The organism is Saccharopolyspora sp. NPDC050389 (assembly GCF_040655595.1).
Classification (GTDB): Bacteria; Actinomycetota; Actinomycetes; order Mycobacteriales; family Pseudonocardiaceae; genus Saccharopolyspora.
Map to the genome: position 1 here is coordinate 1 of NZ_JBFAKG010000105.1, position 17,327 is coordinate 17,327.

At 70.3% G+C, this 17,327-nt stretch carries 14 protein-coding genes and 1 riboswitch; of the genes, 7 read left to right on the forward strand and 7 right to left on the reverse strand.

Annotation, left to right across the window (positions count from 1 at the left end):
* Window positions 1-123 precede the first annotated feature (123 nt).
* The gene (gene thiC, locus AB0I53_RS41770; RefSeq protein WP_358614747.1) at window positions 124-1,767 is read right to left on the reverse strand and encodes a phosphomethylpyrimidine synthase ThiC; all 1,644 of its coding nucleotides are present in this window, start codon (window positions 1,765-1,767) and stop codon (window positions 124-126) included.
* Window positions 1,760-1,882: riboswitch (TPP riboswitch) on the reverse strand. Its footprint overlaps the gene before it by 8 nt.
* An 85-nt stretch (window positions 1,883-1,967) precedes the next feature.
* Here thiC and AB0I53_RS41775 point away from each other — a divergent pair.
* On the forward strand, window positions 1,968-2,618 hold the full coding sequence (locus AB0I53_RS41775) for a Uma2 family endonuclease (RefSeq protein WP_358614749.1): 651 nt from the start codon (window positions 1,968-1,970) through the stop codon (window positions 2,616-2,618).
* On the opposite strand, the gene AB0I53_RS41780 is transcribed toward AB0I53_RS41775, so the two are convergent.
* Window positions 2,619-3,197 (reverse strand): peptide deformylase, encoded by a 579-nt coding sequence (locus tag AB0I53_RS41780; RefSeq protein ID WP_358614751.1) that lies wholly within the window; start codon window positions 3,195-3,197, stop codon window positions 2,619-2,621.
* A 319-nt stretch (window positions 3,198-3,516) separates the two neighbouring features.
* On the opposite strand from AB0I53_RS41780, the gene AB0I53_RS41785 reads away from it, so the two are divergent.
* Together AB0I53_RS41785 and AB0I53_RS41790 are read left to right on the forward strand one after the other, a co-directional pair.
* Entirely contained in the window at window positions 3,517-3,816 is a 300-nt protein-coding gene (locus AB0I53_RS41785; protein WP_358614795.1) for a DUF3263 domain-containing protein, read from the forward strand.
* Window positions 3,816-4,457, forward strand: coding sequence for a LytR C-terminal domain-containing protein (locus tag AB0I53_RS41790; protein ID WP_358614753.1), 642 nt, complete (start codon window positions 3,816-3,818; stop codon window positions 4,455-4,457). The genes AB0I53_RS41785 and AB0I53_RS41790 overlap by 1 nt, the downstream gene beginning before the upstream one ends.
* Before the next feature lie 47 nt (window positions 4,458-4,504).
* Here the strand turns inward: AB0I53_RS41790 and AB0I53_RS41795 are convergent, their stop codons facing one another.
* The 5 genes from AB0I53_RS41795 to glp form a co-directional block, all read right to left on the reverse strand.
* A complete protein-coding gene (locus AB0I53_RS41795; RefSeq protein WP_358614755.1) occupies window positions 4,505-6,703 on the reverse strand; it encodes an AAA family ATPase in 2,199 nt (732 codons plus the stop codon).
* Between the two features lie 272 nt (window positions 6,704-6,975).
* Window positions 6,976-7,917: a CDP-diacylglycerol--serine O-phosphatidyltransferase gene (gene pssA / locus AB0I53_RS41800; RefSeq protein WP_358614757.1), complete on the reverse strand. Its 942-nt coding sequence runs from the start codon at window positions 7,915-7,917 to the stop codon at window positions 6,976-6,978.
* Window positions 7,917-8,636 (reverse strand): phosphatidylserine decarboxylase, encoded by a 720-nt coding sequence (locus AB0I53_RS41805; RefSeq protein ID WP_358614759.1) that lies wholly within the window; start codon window positions 8,634-8,636, stop codon window positions 7,917-7,919. Before AB0I53_RS41805 ends, pssA begins: the two co-directional genes overlap by 1 nt.
* 499 nt (window positions 8,637-9,135) lie before the next feature.
* Window positions 9,136-11,103 carry a M48 family metallopeptidase gene (locus AB0I53_RS41810; RefSeq protein WP_358614761.1) on the reverse strand — a complete coding sequence of 656 codons (1,968 nt, stop codon included), beginning with the start codon at window positions 11,101-11,103 and terminating at the stop codon, window positions 9,136-9,138.
* Between the two features lie 112 nt (window positions 11,104-11,215).
* On the reverse strand, window positions 11,216-12,460 hold the full coding sequence (gene glp / locus AB0I53_RS41815; protein WP_358614763.1) for a gephyrin-like molybdotransferase Glp: 1,245 nt from the start codon (window positions 12,458-12,460) through the stop codon (window positions 11,216-11,218).
* An 88-nt stretch (window positions 12,461-12,548) separates the two neighbouring features.
* On the opposite strand from glp, the gene AB0I53_RS41820 reads away from it, so the two are divergent.
* The 4 genes from AB0I53_RS41820 to groL all read left to right on the forward strand — a co-directional run bounded on the left by AB0I53_RS41820 (window position 12,549) and on the right by groL (window position 17,114).
* Entirely contained in the window at window positions 12,549-13,232 is a 684-nt protein-coding gene (locus tag AB0I53_RS41820) for a TIGR00266 family protein (protein ID WP_358580603.1), read from the forward strand.
* Between the two features lie 271 nt (window positions 13,233-13,503).
* Entirely contained in the window at window positions 13,504-13,707 is a 204-nt protein-coding gene (locus AB0I53_RS41825; RefSeq protein ID WP_270952855.1) for a cold-shock protein, read from the forward strand.
* A gap of 317 nt (window positions 13,708-14,024) precedes the next feature.
* Entirely contained in the window at window positions 14,025-15,260 is a 1,236-nt protein-coding gene (locus AB0I53_RS41830; RefSeq protein ID WP_358614766.1) for a serine/threonine-protein kinase, read from the forward strand.
* A gap of 225 nt (window positions 15,261-15,485) precedes the next feature.
* Window positions 15,486-17,114: a chaperonin GroEL gene (groL, locus tag AB0I53_RS41835; protein ID WP_358614797.1), complete on the forward strand. Its 1,629-nt coding sequence runs from the start codon at window positions 15,486-15,488 to the stop codon at window positions 17,112-17,114.
* The last annotated feature ends 213 nt before the right edge of the window (window positions 17,115-17,327 follow it).

Genomic DNA, 17,327 nt, shown 5'->3' on the forward strand with positions numbered 1-17,327 from the left:
TTACCCCCCCTTGTTTAAGCGGTTTCGGGGCCCCGGGCGGGCGCGGGGCCCGCAACGCTGTCCGGGGCGTTATAGCACCCCAAAACGCTCACGGGCGGTGACCTGCGGAAACGGTGCTCCGGTCTAGTCGGCCAGCGGGAGGTAGACCTTGCTGCCGGCCCCGGCGAACTCGTCCGACTTCTCCTGCATGCCCGCCTCGATCGCCTCGACGCTGGTCAGGCCGCGCTCCGCGGCGAACTTCCGGACGTCCTGGGTGATCTTCATCGAGCAGAACTTCGGCCCGCACATGGAGCAGAAGTGCGCCGTCTTGGCAGGCTCGGCGGGCAGCGTCTCGTCGTGGAAGGCGCGCGCGGTGTCCGGGTCCAGCGACAGGTTGAACTGGTCGGTCCAGCGGAACTCGAACCGCGCCGTGGACAGCGCGTCGTCCCGCTCCTGCGCCCGCGGATGCCCCTTGGCCAGGTCGGCGGCGTGCGCGGCGATCTTGTAGGTGATCACGCCGACCTTGACGTCGTCCCGGTTCGGCAGCCCCAGGTGCTCCTTCGGCGTGACGTAGCAGAGCATCGCGGTGCCCGCCTGGGCGATCATCGCCGCGCCGATCCCGGACGTGATGTGGTCGTAGGCGGGGGCGATGTCGGTGGTCAGCGGCCCGAGCGTGTAGAACGGCGCTTCGCCGCACAGCTCTTCTTCCAGCCGCACGTTCTCGACGATCTTGTGCATCGGGACGTGGCCCGGGCCCTCGATCATCACCTGCACGTCGTGCTCGCGGGCGATGTGCGTGAGCTCGCCGAGGGTCTCCAGCTCGGCGAACTGCGCGCGGTCGTTGGCGTCGGCAATGGAGCCGGGCCGCAGGCCGTCGCCGAGGGAGAACGTGACGTCGTAGTCGCGCAGGATCTCGCAGAGCTCGCTGAAGTGCGTGTAGAGGAAGCTCTCCCGGTGGTGCGCCAGGCACCACGCGGCCATGATCGAGCCGCCGCGGGACACGATGCCGGTGACCCGGTTCGCGGTCAGCGGCACGTAGCGCAGCAGCACGCCGGCGTGCACGGTCATGTAGTCCACGCCCTGCTCGCACTGCTCGATGACGGTGTCGCGGTAGATCTCCCAGGTCAGCGCGGCCGGATCGCCGTTGACCTTCTCCAGCGCCTGGTAGATCGGCACGGTGCCGATCGGCACCGGCGAGTTGCGCAGGATCCGTTCGCGGGTCTCGTGGATCCGCTTGCCGGTGGACAGGTCCATGACGGTGTCGGCGCCCCAGCGCGTGGCCCACACCATCTTCTCCACCTCCTCCTCGATCGAGGAGGTCACCGCGGAGTTGCCGATGTTGGCGTTGACCTTCACCAGGAACTTCTTGCCGATGATCATCGGCTCGCTCTCCGGGTGGCAGCGGTTGGCCGGGATCACCGCCCGCCCGCTGGCCACCTCGTCGCGGACCAGTTCGGCCGGGACTCCTTCGCGGGCGGCGATGTACTCCATCTCCCGCGTGATCACGCCGGCCCTGGCCCAGCCGAGCTGGGTCCGGTGCTCCCGGCCGTCGGTCCACCCCGCCCGCATCCGATGAAGTCCACTGTGGACGTCGACGGTGGCGTTCTCGTCGGTGTACGGCCCGGAGGTGTCGTACACGTCGAGGTGCTCGCCGTTGGTCAACTCGATGCGGCGGAATGGCACTTGCAGGCCGGATTCGGTGTTCCGGAACACCTTTCGCGAGCCGCTGATCGGCCCGGTGGTGATCTGGGTTCCGCTTTCGGACGCGTTCGGACGCACGTCGGCCACTGCCATCCACTCCCTACGCCGGCATTACCCGGTCAGGTTCATGCGGTCGGCGGCCCCGGAGTTCTCCAGCCACCCTCTCAGCCCGCTGTTGGTGCGAGCTCCCGCGGTTTTGATTTGTCGCGGCCGAGGCTAGCCCGGAGACAGCGGGCTGCCAACCCCGGTTCACCCCGATGACGGCAGGCCGGTTTGCCATTAGGCTCATGACCAGGGCGATCACAACGTTGTCAGGGGTGGTGAGTACGGTGCGTGATGACATCGATACAGGAGGTGACCGCGCTGTGACCGCTGCCCCTGCATACGTGGCCTCGGTGGAGGATGAGCTCTTTGAGGTCTGGGAAAGCCTGGACCTCCCCAACAAGGGCTGGCGCGCGGAGATCATCGAAGGAAGGATCGTGATTACGCCGCCGCCGGGAAACGAACACAACCTGATCGCAAGCCGCGTGCACCGGGTGCTGGCACGTGCGGTACCTGAAGATTGGGAGATCTTCCAGACTGCGGCAGTTGATACTGGGTTCGGCAACAACCTGTACATCCCCGACCTCGTTGTGATTCCGCAGGATCAGGTGGTCTCGCACGGCACGTACCTTGACGGGAGCAATGCTCTGCTGGTCGTGGAAATAACCTCGGCCAGTAATGCCGATGTCGATCGGACGACGAAGTTGCGTGGGTATGCGCATGCGGGTATTCCGCTGTATTTGCTGATTGATCGGTTCGCGAAAGACCAGCCGACGGTGACGCTGCACTCGCGACCGTCAAACGACCGCTATTGGGATCAACGCCGGGTGCCGTTCGGCGAACCGATCGGTATTCCCGAGCCCTTCGACTTGACCTTGGAAACCAAGGAATTCTGATCAGTCGTCTTCGGCGAAGGGATCGCCGGATTCCGCCGGATCCCAGGTCAGGCCGGGGATTCCCCAGCCGTTGCGGCGGATCATCTTCTTCGCCGCCCGGGCGTGGCGGCCCATCAGGCGGTCCAGGTAGAGGTGGCCGTTGAGGTGGTCGGTTTCGTGTTGCAGGCAGCGGGCGAAGAACCCGGTCCCCTCGACCTCGATCGGCTTTCCGTCCACATCGGACCCGGTGACCTTCGCCCGGTCCGCCCGGCCGGTCGGGTAGGACTCGCCGGGCACCGACAGGCAGCCCTCCCAGTCGTCGTCCGGATCCGGCATGGACTGCGGGATCTCGGAGGTGGTCAGCTCGGGGTTCACCACCACGCCGCGGTGCTGGACGCCCTCGTCGTCCGGGCAGTCGTAGACGAACACCCGCAGGTCGACGCCGATCTGGTTGGCCGCCAGCCCGACCCCGTTCGCGGCGGCCATCGTCTCGAACATGTCCTCGACGAGGGTGCGCAGCTCGTCGTCGAAGCGCTCCACCGGACGGGTGGGGTTGTGCAGCACCGGGTCGCCGACGACGCAGATCGGGTGAACAGCCATGGCCGGGACTTTAGCGGTTTCGGCATCCGGCACGCCGGGGTGCTCCGATCCCGCTACTCGCCGGTGTGATCCGCTCCCGCCGGGAATCCGGGCATGGTGTAATTGAGGGGGAATCACAGCTATGTGATTCCAGTGAACGCGGGAAGTCTCGAATCGCGAGGCGAGGAGCCAGATGGACGCCGCCCAAATGCTGACCGCGCAGGAGATCGCTCGTCAGTGCGAGCAGCTGGCGCGCCTGCAACAACGGCAGCCGAAATCCGAATCGGCACCCGCTCGGCGGTTGCGTCTCGCCGAGCCGATCACCCAGCCGATCGAGCGGATCGTCGAGCCGCCGCCGGTGCCGACCCAGCCGTTACCGCCGGATGGCGAGCTCACCGTGCGGGATCGGGGCATCCTGGCCTTCGAGTCGCAGTGGTGGAAGCAGGAAGGCGTGAAGGAGCGCGCGATCCGCGAGCTGTTCGACATGTCGCCGTCGCGCTACTACCAACTGCTGAACGCGTTGCTGGACAGTCCGGCTGCCGTGCGAGCAGACCCTATGCTGATCAAACGGCTGCGCAAGGCACGGGCGGGTCGGCAGCGCGCGCGGGCCGCCCAACGACTGGGAATCGAGTTGCACTGATGACTTCAGGGGAACCCACCGGACCGGCCAAGGCCAAGCTCATCGGCTTCGGTCTGATCGGGGTCGGTGCGATCGCGGGCGTCGTCGGCATCGCCACGCTGGTTTCCGGCGGTAGCACGTCGAACACGGCCCGACCGCTGCCCCCGGAACCGGGCAACAATCCGCCGATCACCTCGCTGGCGCAGAACCCGCCCGCCGAGTCCGCCGTGGTGCCGCCCGCCGGCACTGCGCCGGTCGCACCGCCGGTCGTGCCGCCACCGGCCACACAGGACACTCCGCCGCCCGCGCCGCCGCAGGGCAACCAGAACCACGACGTGCCGGTCGGTTCCGGCGACGTGACGGGCAAGATCCTGGTGCGGGTCTACAACAACAGCACGATCGGCGGGCTGGCGCACCGCGCCGCGGAGGACTTCCGGATCTCCGGCTACGACGTTCCGGAGGTCGGCAACTACTCGGCGGGACGCATCCCGACCACGACGATCTACTTCCGGCCGGGCACGGTCGAGGAGCAGCAGGCGAATGAGATGGCGGCCCACTTCGGGGCACGCGCCGAGCCCCGCTTCGACGGCATCCAGGACGCGACGCCGGGCCTGATCGCCATCATCACCAACGACTACAAGGGCGCGGTCGCCGCCAAGTGACCCGGCGCGAGACCGCGCGATTTCCCGCGAAATTGCGCGGTCGGTGGTCAGCCGCGGTTGGTGGCGTAGGCCTCCAGGGACGCGAGTTGGGCCGGGTCGAGGGAGGGGCGGACCGCCTTCCGGGCCGTGTCGAGGTGGGTGGCGGAAACCTCCGCCGCTGAAAGGGATTCGCGCATCGCCGTCAGGGCCGCCTCGCGGATCAGGGCCGCGCAGTCGGCTGCGGAGTAGCCGTTCAGCTCGGCGGCCTGCGCGGCCAAGTCCACATCGGACGCCAGCGGAGTGTTCTTCGCCGCCGCGCGCAGGATCGCTTCGCGGGCCTCCGCGTCCGGCGGCGGGACGTAGACGAGGCGCTCCAGGCGGCCGGGGCGGAGCAGGGCCGGATCGACCAGCTCGGGTCGGTTCGTCGCGCCGAGGACGACCACATCGCGCATCGGCTCCACGCCGTCGAGCTCGGTCAGCAGCGCCGCGACCACCCGGTCCGCCACGCCGGAGTCCGAGGACTGGCCGCGGCGCGGTGCCAGCGCGTCCACCTCGTCGAGGAACACCAGCGTCGGGGCGGCGTTGGCGGCCCGCAGGAACAGCTCGCGGACCGCCCGCTCGGACTCGCCGACCCACTTGTCCATCAGCTCCGCGCCCTTGACCACGAGCACGTTCAGCCGCCCGCTGCCGGCCAGGGCGCGCACCAGGAACGTCTTGCCGCAGCCCGGCGGCCCGTACAGCAGCACGCCGCGCGGCGGTTCGACGCCGAGCCGGGTGAACGAATCCGGGTACTGCAACGGCCAGAGCGCCGTCTCGGTGAGGGCCTGCTTCACCTCGGTCATGTCGCCGACGTCGTCCAGCGTCAACCCGCCGGTCTGCAGGTTGTCCGATGTGGACATCGAGATGGGGCGGACCGAGGCCAGCGCGTCGAGGAGGTCCTGCTGCCGGATGCGGGGATCGGCGGTGTCGTCCTGGTGCCGCAACGCGGCGCCGACGGCCGCTTCCCGGCACAGCGCGACCAGGTCGGCGACGACGAATCCCGGGGCGTGCTCGGCGACCTCGGCGAGCTGCACGTCCTCTGCCAGCGGCGCGTTGCGGAGCAGCACCCGCAGCAGATCCGCGCGGGTGGTGTCGTCGGGCAGGCCGAGGGTGAGCTCCCGGTCCACCAGGCCCGGCTCCCGCAGCCTCGGGGCGATCGCCTGCGGCTGCGAGCTGGTGACGACCACGGCGAGCCGGTCGGTGCCGATCGCGCTGCGGATCGCGTCCAGCGCCACGGTCGCCAGCGGCGGCGGCTCGGTGCCCGGCAGGAGGCTCTCGACGTCGGTCAGCAGCAGCACGCAGTTGCCGGTTGTGCTGGTGGCGCGGTTGATCGAGTCCTGGAGGCGTTGCGCCGCGGTGCGCGGTTCGAGCGCCGCGACGCTGGGCGCGGCGAGTTCGACGAGCTCCGCGCCGATCGCGCTCGCCACGGCGCGGGCGAGGGTGGCCTTGCCGACGCCGGCCGGGCCGCTGAGCAGCACGCCGAGGTGCGGTTCGGCGCCGAGGCGGCGCAGCAGTTCGGGCTGCTCGAAGGCCAGCCGCAGCCATTCGGTGAGCCGCTTCGCGGTGTCGCGGGAGCCGACCAGGTCGGCGACCGGGACCGCCTGCTCGGCCGGTTCGACCGGTGCCGGTCGCGGCGCGGCCGGCGGGGCGGGGGAGTCCGCCGGTGCCGCGCCGTCACGCCATTCGACCACTGTGGACGGTTGCACGGCCACCGCGCCGGGCGGTTCGGTGGCGGCGATGGTGATCAGCTCGTTGGTCCAGGTCATGCCGATGGCGGTGGCGAGCTTCCGGCGCACCTCGCCGGCGTTCGCGGTGGTCGCCGGCGCGACGTCCTGGGGCAGCAGCGACACCGTGTCGCCGGTCCCGAAGACCTTGCCGGTCAACGCCATCCGCACCGTCTCGGGAGCGACGGTGGCGCGGGCGAGCTGCGAGCCCGCGATGTTCACCCGCTTCGCCGCCGCGACCTGCACGGGCGAGACGCCCACCTCGGCGCCTTCGGTGAGGCCGAGGTTCATCAACGCCACGTCGTCGAGCAGCAGCACCCCGGTCGGGCTGCCGGGCGCGGCCGCGGCGGCCAGCGCCACGGTGACCCGGGCTCCGGTCAGCTGCACGGCGTTCCACGGCCGCAGCCCCAGGGCGTCGAGCACCTCGGGATGCAGGCGCACCACGCCGCGCCGGGTGTCCTTGGCGGACGGGGAAAGTCGAGCGGTCAGCGTAATCGACGGCACGCCGCGAGCTTAACTGCGCGACGCCGCGACAGCCCCAACCAGCAGTTACCGCCGGACACGCGGGCGGTGTGCCGCACGGCGGGCGTGTCGGGTGAGGTGAACGGACTGTTCGCGCTGATAGGTGAGGTGAACGGTCCGTTCACCTCGGGCTGGTGGCCGTTGTGGGGTGCCCGGACATGCGCGAGGCGTGTCGTTGCAGGCGGGCGTGTTGGGTGAGGTGAACGGACTGTTCGCGTCGATAGGTGAGGTGAACGGTCCGTTCGCTCCGCCCGCTAGCGCCGGGGGCCGTCGTTGCGGCTGCGCCGCAGCTCCAGGCGACGCCAGCTCCGCCGCGGGCCGTCCGGGTGGCTGTGCCGACGCGGCAGGCGAACGCGCCTAGCGGCGCCCGCCACGCTGCGCCGCAGCGGCGGCCGCAGGCCGAGCCTGCGCTGGGTGCGGCGGCGGATCGCGCGCCGCTCCCGCGGCGGCGCGCTCCACGCCTCGGGGTGCTTGGCCAGCCAGTTGTGCCGGTAGACCGCGTACGGGACGTGCAGGAGGTAGATCACCATGGCGATGGCCAGCGAGATCAGCGGGAACATGATTATCCCCGCCGCCAGCAGCGCGACCAGCACCAGCAGCGGCGCCGCGGCCCTCGGCGGCACCTTGACGGTCTTCAGCGACAGCGTCGGCACCCGGCTGACCATCAGCGCCGCGACCAGCACCATCCAGCCCATCACGACGTTCTGGTTCGCCCACCAGCCCGGGTAGTCGAAGTGCGCGGTCAGGACGATCGGCAACAGCCCGAGCAGCCCGGCCGCAGGCGCGGGCACGCCGACGAAGAACTCCTTGGCGTACGGGGGCTGCTCGGCGTCGTCGAGCAGCGTGTTGAACCGCGCCAGGCGGAGCACCATGCACACCGCGAAGATCAGCGAGACCACCCAGCCGAGGCGGTTGTCCTGCAGTTGCCAGGCGTACAGCGTCAGCGCCGGCGCGACGCCGAAGGACATCGCGTCGGACAGCGAGTCCAGTTCGGCGCCCATCTTGGAGGTGGCGTCGAGCAGCCGCGCGATCCGCCCGTCCAGGCCGTCGAGCACCGCGGCGACCGCGACGGCGGCGATCGCGCCGGTGAGCTGGCCGTTGAGCGCGAACTGGACCGCCGACAGTCCGGCGCACATCGCCAGCACGGTGATCGCGTTGGGCAGCAACCGGATGCCGGGGGCGCTGTGCATGCTCATCAGGAGTGCGTCCCCCGCGGCAGCTCGGCGAGGGCGGTCTCCCCGCCGATGGTGCGCTGGCCCGGCTCGACCAGGATCCGGCTGCCGGTCGGCACGTAGAGGTCCACCCGGGAGCCGAACCGGATCAGCCCGTAGGTGCTGCCGGCCTGCAGAACGTCGCCCTCGGAGACGGAGCAGACGATGCGGCGGGCGACGAGCCCGGCGATCTGCACCACGGCGACCTGGGTGCCGTCGTCGGAGCGGATGACCATCGAGTTGCGCTCGTTGTCCTCGCTGGCCTTGTCCAGGTCGGCGGAGAGGAACTTGCCCGGCCGGTAGGCGATGGTCTCGACCTTGCCGCTCAGCGGGATCCGCTGGACGTGCACGTCGAAGATCGTCAGGAAGGCGCTGATGCGGGTCATCGGCTCGTCGCCGAGGCCGAGCTCGGCCGGCGGCACCGCGGGCTCGATGTGCGAGATCGTGCCGTCGGCGGGCGCGACGGCGAGTCCCTCGCGGCTGGGCGTGGTGCGGGCGGGCTCGCGGAAGAACCACGCGCACCAGGCGGTGACGATGCCGCCGAGCACGCCCGCCGGGCGCCAGAAGCGGCGCAGCAGGAGGGTCGCGATGCCGGCGCCGAGCACGAACGGGCGGCCTGCCGGGTGCATCGGCGGGATGGTGTCGCGGGCCAGCGCGGCGAGGTGCGCCAGCAGGTTCTTCTTCGGTTCTTCGGCGGTGCTCATCGAGGTGCTACGCCCCTGCGTCGGCGGTCATGGTGCGGCGGTTCGGCCGGGCTCCCCGACGTGAACGGGGGTGCCGACCGGCGCCGTCGTCGGTACAGCATCGCGGACGCCTCACGTCAACCGACGCCAGGGGGCGTAGTTGATCAAGAACTACTCTGCTGACCTGCGTTTATCCGATCCCGGGATGCTACCGCCAACGCGACGTCCAGGTAACCCGCACGAGTGAGAGAAAGCAGGGAGGCCGTTCGACGTCTCCCCGTAGACGTCGGACGGCCTCCCCGGTGCGGGTCCGTGCACCCCCCGACGGCGCACGGTCCTCGGCATGTCCGCCCCACCGGCAAGCAGTAGTGGGTTTGTGCGGACGTCTAGGAGATGTATTTGGGCGACGGTTCGTTACGCGGTTTCCAGTGTAATTGAGTTCACAAAATGTCCGTAGCCGCTTTTGGAGGATGTCGGCGCGCCGTTACATGACGAAGAGTCATCAGAGCCCCGGCCTTTCTCACTCGTTCGTGTGGGTGGGCTCGTCGAGGTTCATCCGCGCCCCCATCAGCTCTCCGAGGCCCCGGTACGGGTCGCCGTGCTCCACGCCGTCGGCGGTGCTGCGCAGCGCCAGCTCGGACACGCCGTCCTCGCCGTCGCGCACGCCGACGTCGTCCAGCTCGGACACCGCGTACTCGTCGAGGTACAGCTCCAGCGACAGCGACCAGCCCGCGCGGTCCTGGTCCAGCCGCGCGCGGGCCACGTCCCGGCTGTCCACCCACTGCGCGCCGGGACGCTCCCGGAGCTCGCCGATCGGTGTGGCGGCCAGTTCGGCGAGCTGCTCCTGCTCCGCCTTGCGGAACCGGGCGAGCGTGCCGGCCAGCAGGCGCTTCGTGGTGCTGGCCGAGCTGGGCAGCAGCACCAGGCCGCGATCGGTGACCAGCAGGTCGTAGTTGCCGCCGGGGCACTGCACCGGGCTGACGAGCCCGGCCAGCGCGGGCTCGGGCTCGGCGGCGGGGCGGCGCGCGTGGGTCATCGGCACCCCGAGGTCGACCAGCGCCCGGTGCAGGCCCGGGATCAGCCGGGGATCGGCCACCGCCGGGCGGACCAGCCGGTCCGGGTCCAGCGGCTGACCGTTGGCCAGCCGCACCGTCGACGGGCCGCCCCAGTCCAGCTCGTGGTGCGCCCGCCGGGCGCAGATCAGCGCGTCCACCACGACGCAGCCGAGCAGCTCGGTCAGCGTGTCGACGGCGGCCTCGTCGATGCGTTCCGGGCACAGGCCGGGGTTGAGCACCGGGTTGACCAGGTCGTGGCCCTGGCCGCGGTGGATGGCGGGCAGGATGCCCACGATCGTCGGCTCCACCGGCAGGCCGCTCTGCGCCACGGCGGAACTCAGCAGCGCGGCCCGCTCGGCGACGTGCGCGGCGCCGGCCAGCCGGGCCAGCTCCGGCCAGCCCAGCCGGCGCTTGAGGCCGTCGACCATCAGGCGGTCTTCGAGGTCCGGCACGCTCTTGCGCGGGTTGCGCAGCATGGCGAACGCGGGCCGGTCGTCGATGTCGCGGCCGGTTACCTTGATCCGCTTCATCGCTTCGATGCGCCGGCGCGCGGGCAGGTGGGTGCGGCTGCCGTCCTCGTCGTCGGCGATGGCCTGCTTGACCCGTTCGGCGAGCTTCGGCTTGCGCGTCGGGTGCTCCATGAAGGTGCGGAAGCCCAGCAGCACGTCCGGCGTGTGGCCGACCGACTTGGCCATGCTGAGGTACTCGTCGGCGTATTCCTGCCAGCCGAGCTCGATGGCGATCGCCTTGCGCAGCGCGGTGACGGCCGCGCGGTTGCCCGCCTCCCGGACCGCGATGGCGTCGGCGGCGAGCTCCAGGTCGTGGCCGGTGGTGGCCGCGATCGCGGTGAACAGCCGGGCGTAGCCGGTGAACATCCACTTGACGGGGCCGCCGGTGAGGCCGTCGACGGTGCGCTCGACGCTCGCCGACGCCCGGTAGGCGGTCACGGTCAGCCGGTTTCGGCCGGTCAGCCTGCCGAGCTCGTGCGCCACCACGGCCCGCAGCTCGCTGGCGTTGAGGGCGGCCAGCAGCGGCAGCCCGAGCTCCAGGTAGCGGGTGCGGGTGCGCAGGCCGAGCAGCGCGGTGTCCTCGCGGATGTTCGCGTTCGGCTCGGAGGTGATGCGGATTTCGTCGGGCGCCGGGGCGTCGGCGTCGGCGGCGATCGACTCCGCCATCCGCCACAGCTGCGGCTGGTCGGCGCGGTCCAGTCGCACGCCGCGCGGCCGCACCCGGTTGCGCAGCACGGCGCGCAGCCCGATCGCGAAGAGCGCGCCGACGGCGACCGCCGCGAGCGCGGCCTTCAACCCGCTCGCCTGGTCGTATCGGAAGGTGAACGCCGAGATCGCGAGCAGCCCGAGGACCAGCGCGATCGGCGCGAGGAAGAAGCCGATGTGCAACGCCAGCGCCAGGGCGGCGCGCCAGGGGCCACGCACGGTGCAGAACTCCGGAGGGTGGTCGGTAATTGGTGGTGCAGTCTTGGGGACGGAATGCAATCCGTCAACCAGATGATCTTCCGGACGCCTGCGGCGGGCGCCCGGATCGGCGCTAATCCAGCAGCATTACGTCCACTGTGGACTCCGCAGCGAGTTCGGTCACGTCCTCGGGGATTTCCAGCAGGCAGTTCGCCTTGGCCAGGCCCGCCAGCAGGTGCGAGCCGGGCGCGCCCTGCAACGTCACGGCGCCGGTGGCCGGGTCGAACCGGCCCCTGCGGTACTGGCGCTTGCCCGCGGGCGCGGACAGCGGCTCGGCCAGCGTCGCCTGCCGCACCGGGCGGCGGATGGCCAGGTGCCCGGCCGCGGCGCGCAGTGCGGGCCGCGCGAACACCTCGAACGACACCATCGCGCTGACCGGGTTGCCCGGCAGCGTCACCACGGCGACGCCGTCCCGGTACCGGCCGCAGCCCTGCGGCATCCCGGGCTGCATCGCGACCTTGGTGAACTCGACGCCGGTGCCGGTGAGCGCGTCCTTGACGACCTCGTAGGCCCCGGCGCTGACGCCGCCCGAGGTGATCAGCAGATCCGTGTCGGCCAGGTGCGGGGCGAGCGCGGCGTGGAAGGCGTCGACGTCGTCCGGCACGAACCGCAGCAGCGTCGCCTCGCCGCCGGCTTCGCGCACCGCGGCGGCCAGCATCAGGCCGTTCGACTCGTAGATCTGCCCAGGCTGCAGGTCGGTGCCGGGCGCGACCAGCTCCGATCCGGTGGACAGCACCAGCACCCGGACCGGCCGGTGCACGGGCAGTTCCGCGGCGCCGACGGCGGCCGCGACGCCCAGCTGCGACGGCGCCAGCGTGGTGCCCGCCGTCAGCACCGTTGCGCCGGCCGTGACGTCCTCACCCGCGCGCCGCACGTGCGCCCCCGGCTGCACCGAGGCGAACAGCCGCACCTGCTCGGTGCCGCCGTCGGTGCGTTCCACCGGGATGACCGCGTCCGCGCCCGGCGGCATCTGGGCGCCGGTCATGATCCGGTGCGCGGTGCCGGGCTGCAGCGGCGGCACGTCGACCCGGCCGGCCGGGATGTCCTCGTGGACCGGCAGCCGCACCGGCTGCTCCGGCGTCGCGTCGGCCAGGTCGACGGAGCGGACGGCGTAGCCGTCCATCGCGGAGTTGTCGAACGGCGGCAGCGAGATCGGCGCGGTGAGATCCGCGGCGAGGGCGAGCCCGAGGCAGTCCGCCAGCGGCTTGGCCAGCACCGGCGTCGGGGCGAGCAAGGCGGCGATCTTCGACTGGTGGTCGGCGACCGCGGTCAGAGCGGGTGTTCCGGTTCCGTGCGACACGCCCAGATCATCGGTCATCGACACCCCTGCTGTCCCTACCGGCGTGCGAATCGTCGCACTGATCAGGCGTGGCAGACTCGTGACCGGTCTCGCCTAGGAGGTAGCCGTGCAGGTTCGCACCCGTCACACGCCGTCGTTCGGGGTGGCCCGGCTGATGCTCGCCCCGGGCGAGCCCGTGCAGGTCGAGTCCGGTGCGATGCTCGCCACCAGCTTCGGCGTGACCGTCGAGGCGCGCGCCCAGGGCGGCTTCCTGAAGTCGCTGGCCCGCGCCGCGCTCGGCGGCGAGTCGTTCTTCGTGTCGACCTACACGGCCCCGCAGCAGGGCGGCTGGGTGGACGTGGCGCCGAACCTGCCGGGCGACCTGAACGTGCTGGAGCTCGACGGCCGGGTCGGCTGGTGCGTGACCAAGGGCTGCTGGCTCGCCTCCGCGAGCACCGTGCAGGTCGAGACGCAGTGGGGCGGCTTCCAGAACCTCTTCGGCGGCGAGGGCGGCTTCATGACCCACGTCGGCGGCCAGGGCCCGGTGGTGGTCTCCTGCTACGGCGCGCTGGACGTGGTGACGCTGCAGCCCGGCGAGTACGTCACGATCGACACCGGGCACGTGGTGGCCTACGCCGACACGGTGCAGAGCCGGCTGCGGCAGATGAACCAGGGAGTCGCCCAGTCGCTCAAGAGCGGCGAGGGTTTGGTGTTCGATTTCGCCGGTCCCGGTCAGGTGCTGACCCAAACCCGCAATCCGCGAGGACTCGTCACCTGGTTGCAGGCAAATGGGCTGGGTGCGCGTTCCTGAGCGCGAGTTGCGCGGGTTCGCATAGCCGTCGCTTCAAACGGGTGGTGCGGATTTCGCCGAGAGCGCAAATGGGCTCATGCATTCGGACGAATTCCCGAGTCGACCCCACTCCGATAACTGAACGTGCCCGGACGCGACACCCATTCGGCCCAGCGTTTAACGGAAAAGTTGCATTGCCGAACCCGCGACGAGGCCTGCTTTCTGGGGTAGCGTTGCCGTTGCTCCAGCGGCGCTTTGGGCGTCGTGCATCACTTTTTATGAGGAGGACGCCGTGGCGGTCGGCACGGTCAAATGGTTCAACTCGGAGAAGGGCTATGGATTCATCGCGGCAGACGGTGGATCTGATGTGTTCGTCCATTACTCCGCGATCAACATGTCTGGTTTCCGAACCCTTTCCGAAGGGGATCGGGTCGAATTCGAAGTGAAAGCGGGACGTGACGGCCGCACTCAAGCAGACGGTGTCCGCAAGGTCTGAATAGGCAGCTGAACCCGGCCGCTCGGCGGCGCGGGTAGCGAAACCTCAGGAGCCTTCTCGATCCGGGATCCCCGACTCATGTGTGACCAATGCGCCACGCTGGGCCGTCCTTCCGAGAAGACATCTGAGAACCCGCGGCGGCTGCCGCCGCTTCATGAAAGGCATGCATGTCACGGCGTTGAGAACGTCAGGCGCGCGGCCCGGTTCCCATCTGCGGGAGCCGGGCCACGGCGCGTCCGGCGCCCGCGGAATCGATGTCATCACGGTGTTGCCGAACCCGAGGACGTGCGTGATCCCGAAACGTTAGGCTGCTCCGCGTGTCGGCAGACCTCACCGGGCAGCGCCTCGGCCACTACAAGATCGACGGAGTGCTCGGCCGCGGCGGGATGAGCGTGATGTACCGCGCCACCGATACCCGGCTCGGCCGCAAGGTCGCGCTCAAGATCATGGGCGAGCACATCACCGGTGACGCGGAGTTCCGCGAGCGGTTCGTCGACGAGGCGCGCAACACCTCGGCCATCGACCACGCCAACATCGTCCCGCTGTACGACTTCGGCGAGGTCGACGGCATGCTCTACATCGCGATGCGGCTGGTCGACGGGTCCGACCTGGCCAGCCTGATCAAGGACGGGCCGATCTCGCCCAAGCGCGCCCTGGAGCTGCTCTCCCAGATCGCCGAGGCGCTGGACATGCTGCACGAGCGCGGCCTGGTGCACCTCGACCTGAAGCCGGCCAACGTGCTGGTGACCTCGCGCGAGTCCGTCAACGAGCACGTCTACCTCGCCGACTTCGGGCTCACCCGGCGCGGAGCGACCGGGCACCGCACGGCCAGCGGCGACTTCCTCGGCTCGCCGACCTACGCGGCGCCCGAGCACCTGCGCGGCGAGCCGGTGGACGGCCGCACCGACCAGTACGCGCTGACCTGCATGATGTTCGCCTGCCTGACCGGGCGGCCGCCGTTCCAGGGGCAGGTGCAGGAGGTCATCCAGGGGCACCTGGCCGCGGAGCCGCCGCCGGCGACGTCGCTGGTGGTGCTGCCCGGCAGCATTGACGAGGTGCTGCGCCGCGGCATGTTGAAGAAGGCCGACCAGCGCTTCGGCAACTGCAAGGAGCTGATCGCGGCGGCCCGCGCCGCACTCGGTCCCGCCGCCGGCGGCGAAACCCCGCCGCCGCCCCGCCAGGCGGGCCCGCCCGTGGGTCCGATGTCCGGGCCGATGCCGGTCCAGTACGGGCCGCCCCAGCCGCCCGGCCCGCGCCCTTACCCGCCCTACCAGCAGCAGCCGCCGCGCCCGCTGCCGCCGCCCGGCAACGACCCGGTGCGGCTGCGGCCGCCGATCCCGGCCGGCTCGGCGTCGTTCGCGACCAAGTCCGGCGGCTCGGCGAAGTGGATCGTGCCGGTGCTGGCAGGCGTCGCGCTGGTGGTGATCGTGGTCATCTTCATTGTGATGGCCAACTCCCTCAGCGGCTCCGGCGGCGGCAGCACGGAGTCGACGACGACGGAAACGTCCTCGTACAACAACAGCGACCTGCCCACGTCGGTGCCCACCCGCTGACGGACTTCGCTTGCACTCGACTGGTGAGAGTGCTAAACACGGTATTGGCACTCAGCAACGTTGAGTGCCAGGTCGGGACGGTGAGGCCGTCTCCGGCGGTGCCACCCGACGGTACCGCCGCACGGTCGTCCGTCGCGGGCACCGAGCCTGGCCGAGCACGAGTCCTGCCGTGGGGTGAGCAAGTCCACCACCGCGGCGTCCAGACAGGTGGAGGACCACACCGCAATGGCCAAGATGATCGCGTTCGACGAGGACGCCCGCCGCGGTCTTGAGCGCGGCATGAACACCCTCGCTGACGCCGTCAAGGTGACGCTCGGCCCGAAGGGCCGCAATGTCGTGCTCGAGAAGAAGTGGGGCGCGCCGACCATCACCAACGATGGTGTCTCCATCGCCAAGGAGATCGAGCTCGAAGACCCGTGGGAGAAGATCGGGGCCGAGCTGGTCAAGGAGGTCGCGAAGAAGACCGACGACGTCGCGGGTGACGGCACCACGACCGCCACCGTGCTGGCCCAGGCGCTGGTGCGCGAGGGTCTGCGCAACGTCGCGGCCGGCGCCAACCCGATCGCCCTGAAGCGGGGCATCGAGAAGGCCACCGAGGCGATCGCCGAGCAGCTGCTCAAGAACGCCAAGGAGATCGAGACCAAGGACCAGATCGCCGCCACGGCTGCGATCTCGGCCGGCGACCGTCAGATCGGCGAGCTCATCGCCGAGGCGATGGACAAGGTCGGCAAGGAAGGCGTCATCACCGTCGAGGAGAGCAACACCTTCGGCCTGGAGCTGGAGCTCACCGAGGGCATGCGCTTCGACAAGGGCTACATCTCGCCCTACTTCGTCACCGACTCGGAGCGGATGGAGGCGGTCCTGGAGGACCCGTACATCCTGCTGCTGAGCTCCAAGGTTTCGAACGTCAAGGACCTGCTCCCGCTGCTGGAGAAGGTCATGCAGGCCAACAAGCCGCTGCTGATCATCTCCGAGGACGTCGAGGGCGAGGCCCTGGCGACCCTGGTCGTCAACAAGATCCGCGGCACCTTCAAGTCGGTCGCCGTCAAGGCCCCCGGCTTCGGCGACCGCCGCAAGGCGATGCTGCAGGACATGGCGATCCTGACCGGCGGCCAGGTCATCAGCGAAGAGGTCGGCCTCAAGCTGGAGAACGCGGACGTGAACCTGCTGGGCCGCGCCCGCAAGATCGTCGTCACCAAGGACGAGACCACGATCGTCGAGGGTGCCGGCGACGACGAGCAGATCGCCGGGCGGGTCAACGAGATCCGTGCCGAGATCGAGCGCTCGGACTCCGACTACGACCGCGAGAAGCTGCAGGAGCGGCTGGCCAAGCTGGCCGGCGGCGTGGCCGTCATCAAGGCCGGTGCGGCGACCGAGGTCGAGCTCAAGGAGCGCAAGCACCGCATCGAGGACGCGGTCCGCAACGCCAAGGCCGCGGTCGAGGAGGGCATCGTCGCCGGTGGTGGCGTCGCGCTGCTGCAGGCCGCGCAGGCTGCCTTCGACGGCCTCAACCTGACCGGTGACGAGGCGACCGGCGCCAACAGCGTGAAGATCGCTGTCGAGGCTCCGCTGAAGCAGATCGCCGTCAACGCCGGCCTCGAGGGTGGCGTTGTCGCGGAGAAGGTGAAGGGCCTCACCTCCGGCCACGGCCTCAACGCCGCGACCGGCGAGTACGAGGACCTGGTCCAGGCCGGCGTCCTCGACCCGGCCAAGGTCACCCGCTCGGCGCTGCAGAACGCCGCTTCCATCGCCGCGCTGTTCCTGACCACCGAAGCCGTGGTCGCGGAAAAGCCGGAGAAGGAGAAGGCGGGCGCTCCGGACCCGACCGGTGGCATGGGCGGCATGGACTTCTGATCCACGCTGCTGTCGCTTTTCGAAGGGCCGTCCCCAGCAGGGGGCGGCCCTTCGGTCGTTCCAGGGGTTCCAGGGGTTCCCGGGGTTCCCGGGGTTCCTGGGGGAGGTTTGAGCTGGGCACGGGGCCGTGAGTCTTTTGGGTCGCTTGTGACCCTGGTGGTGGTGACGCTCGGCCTGGCGGACGTGAGCGGAATCCTCGCGGCGGTCGTCATC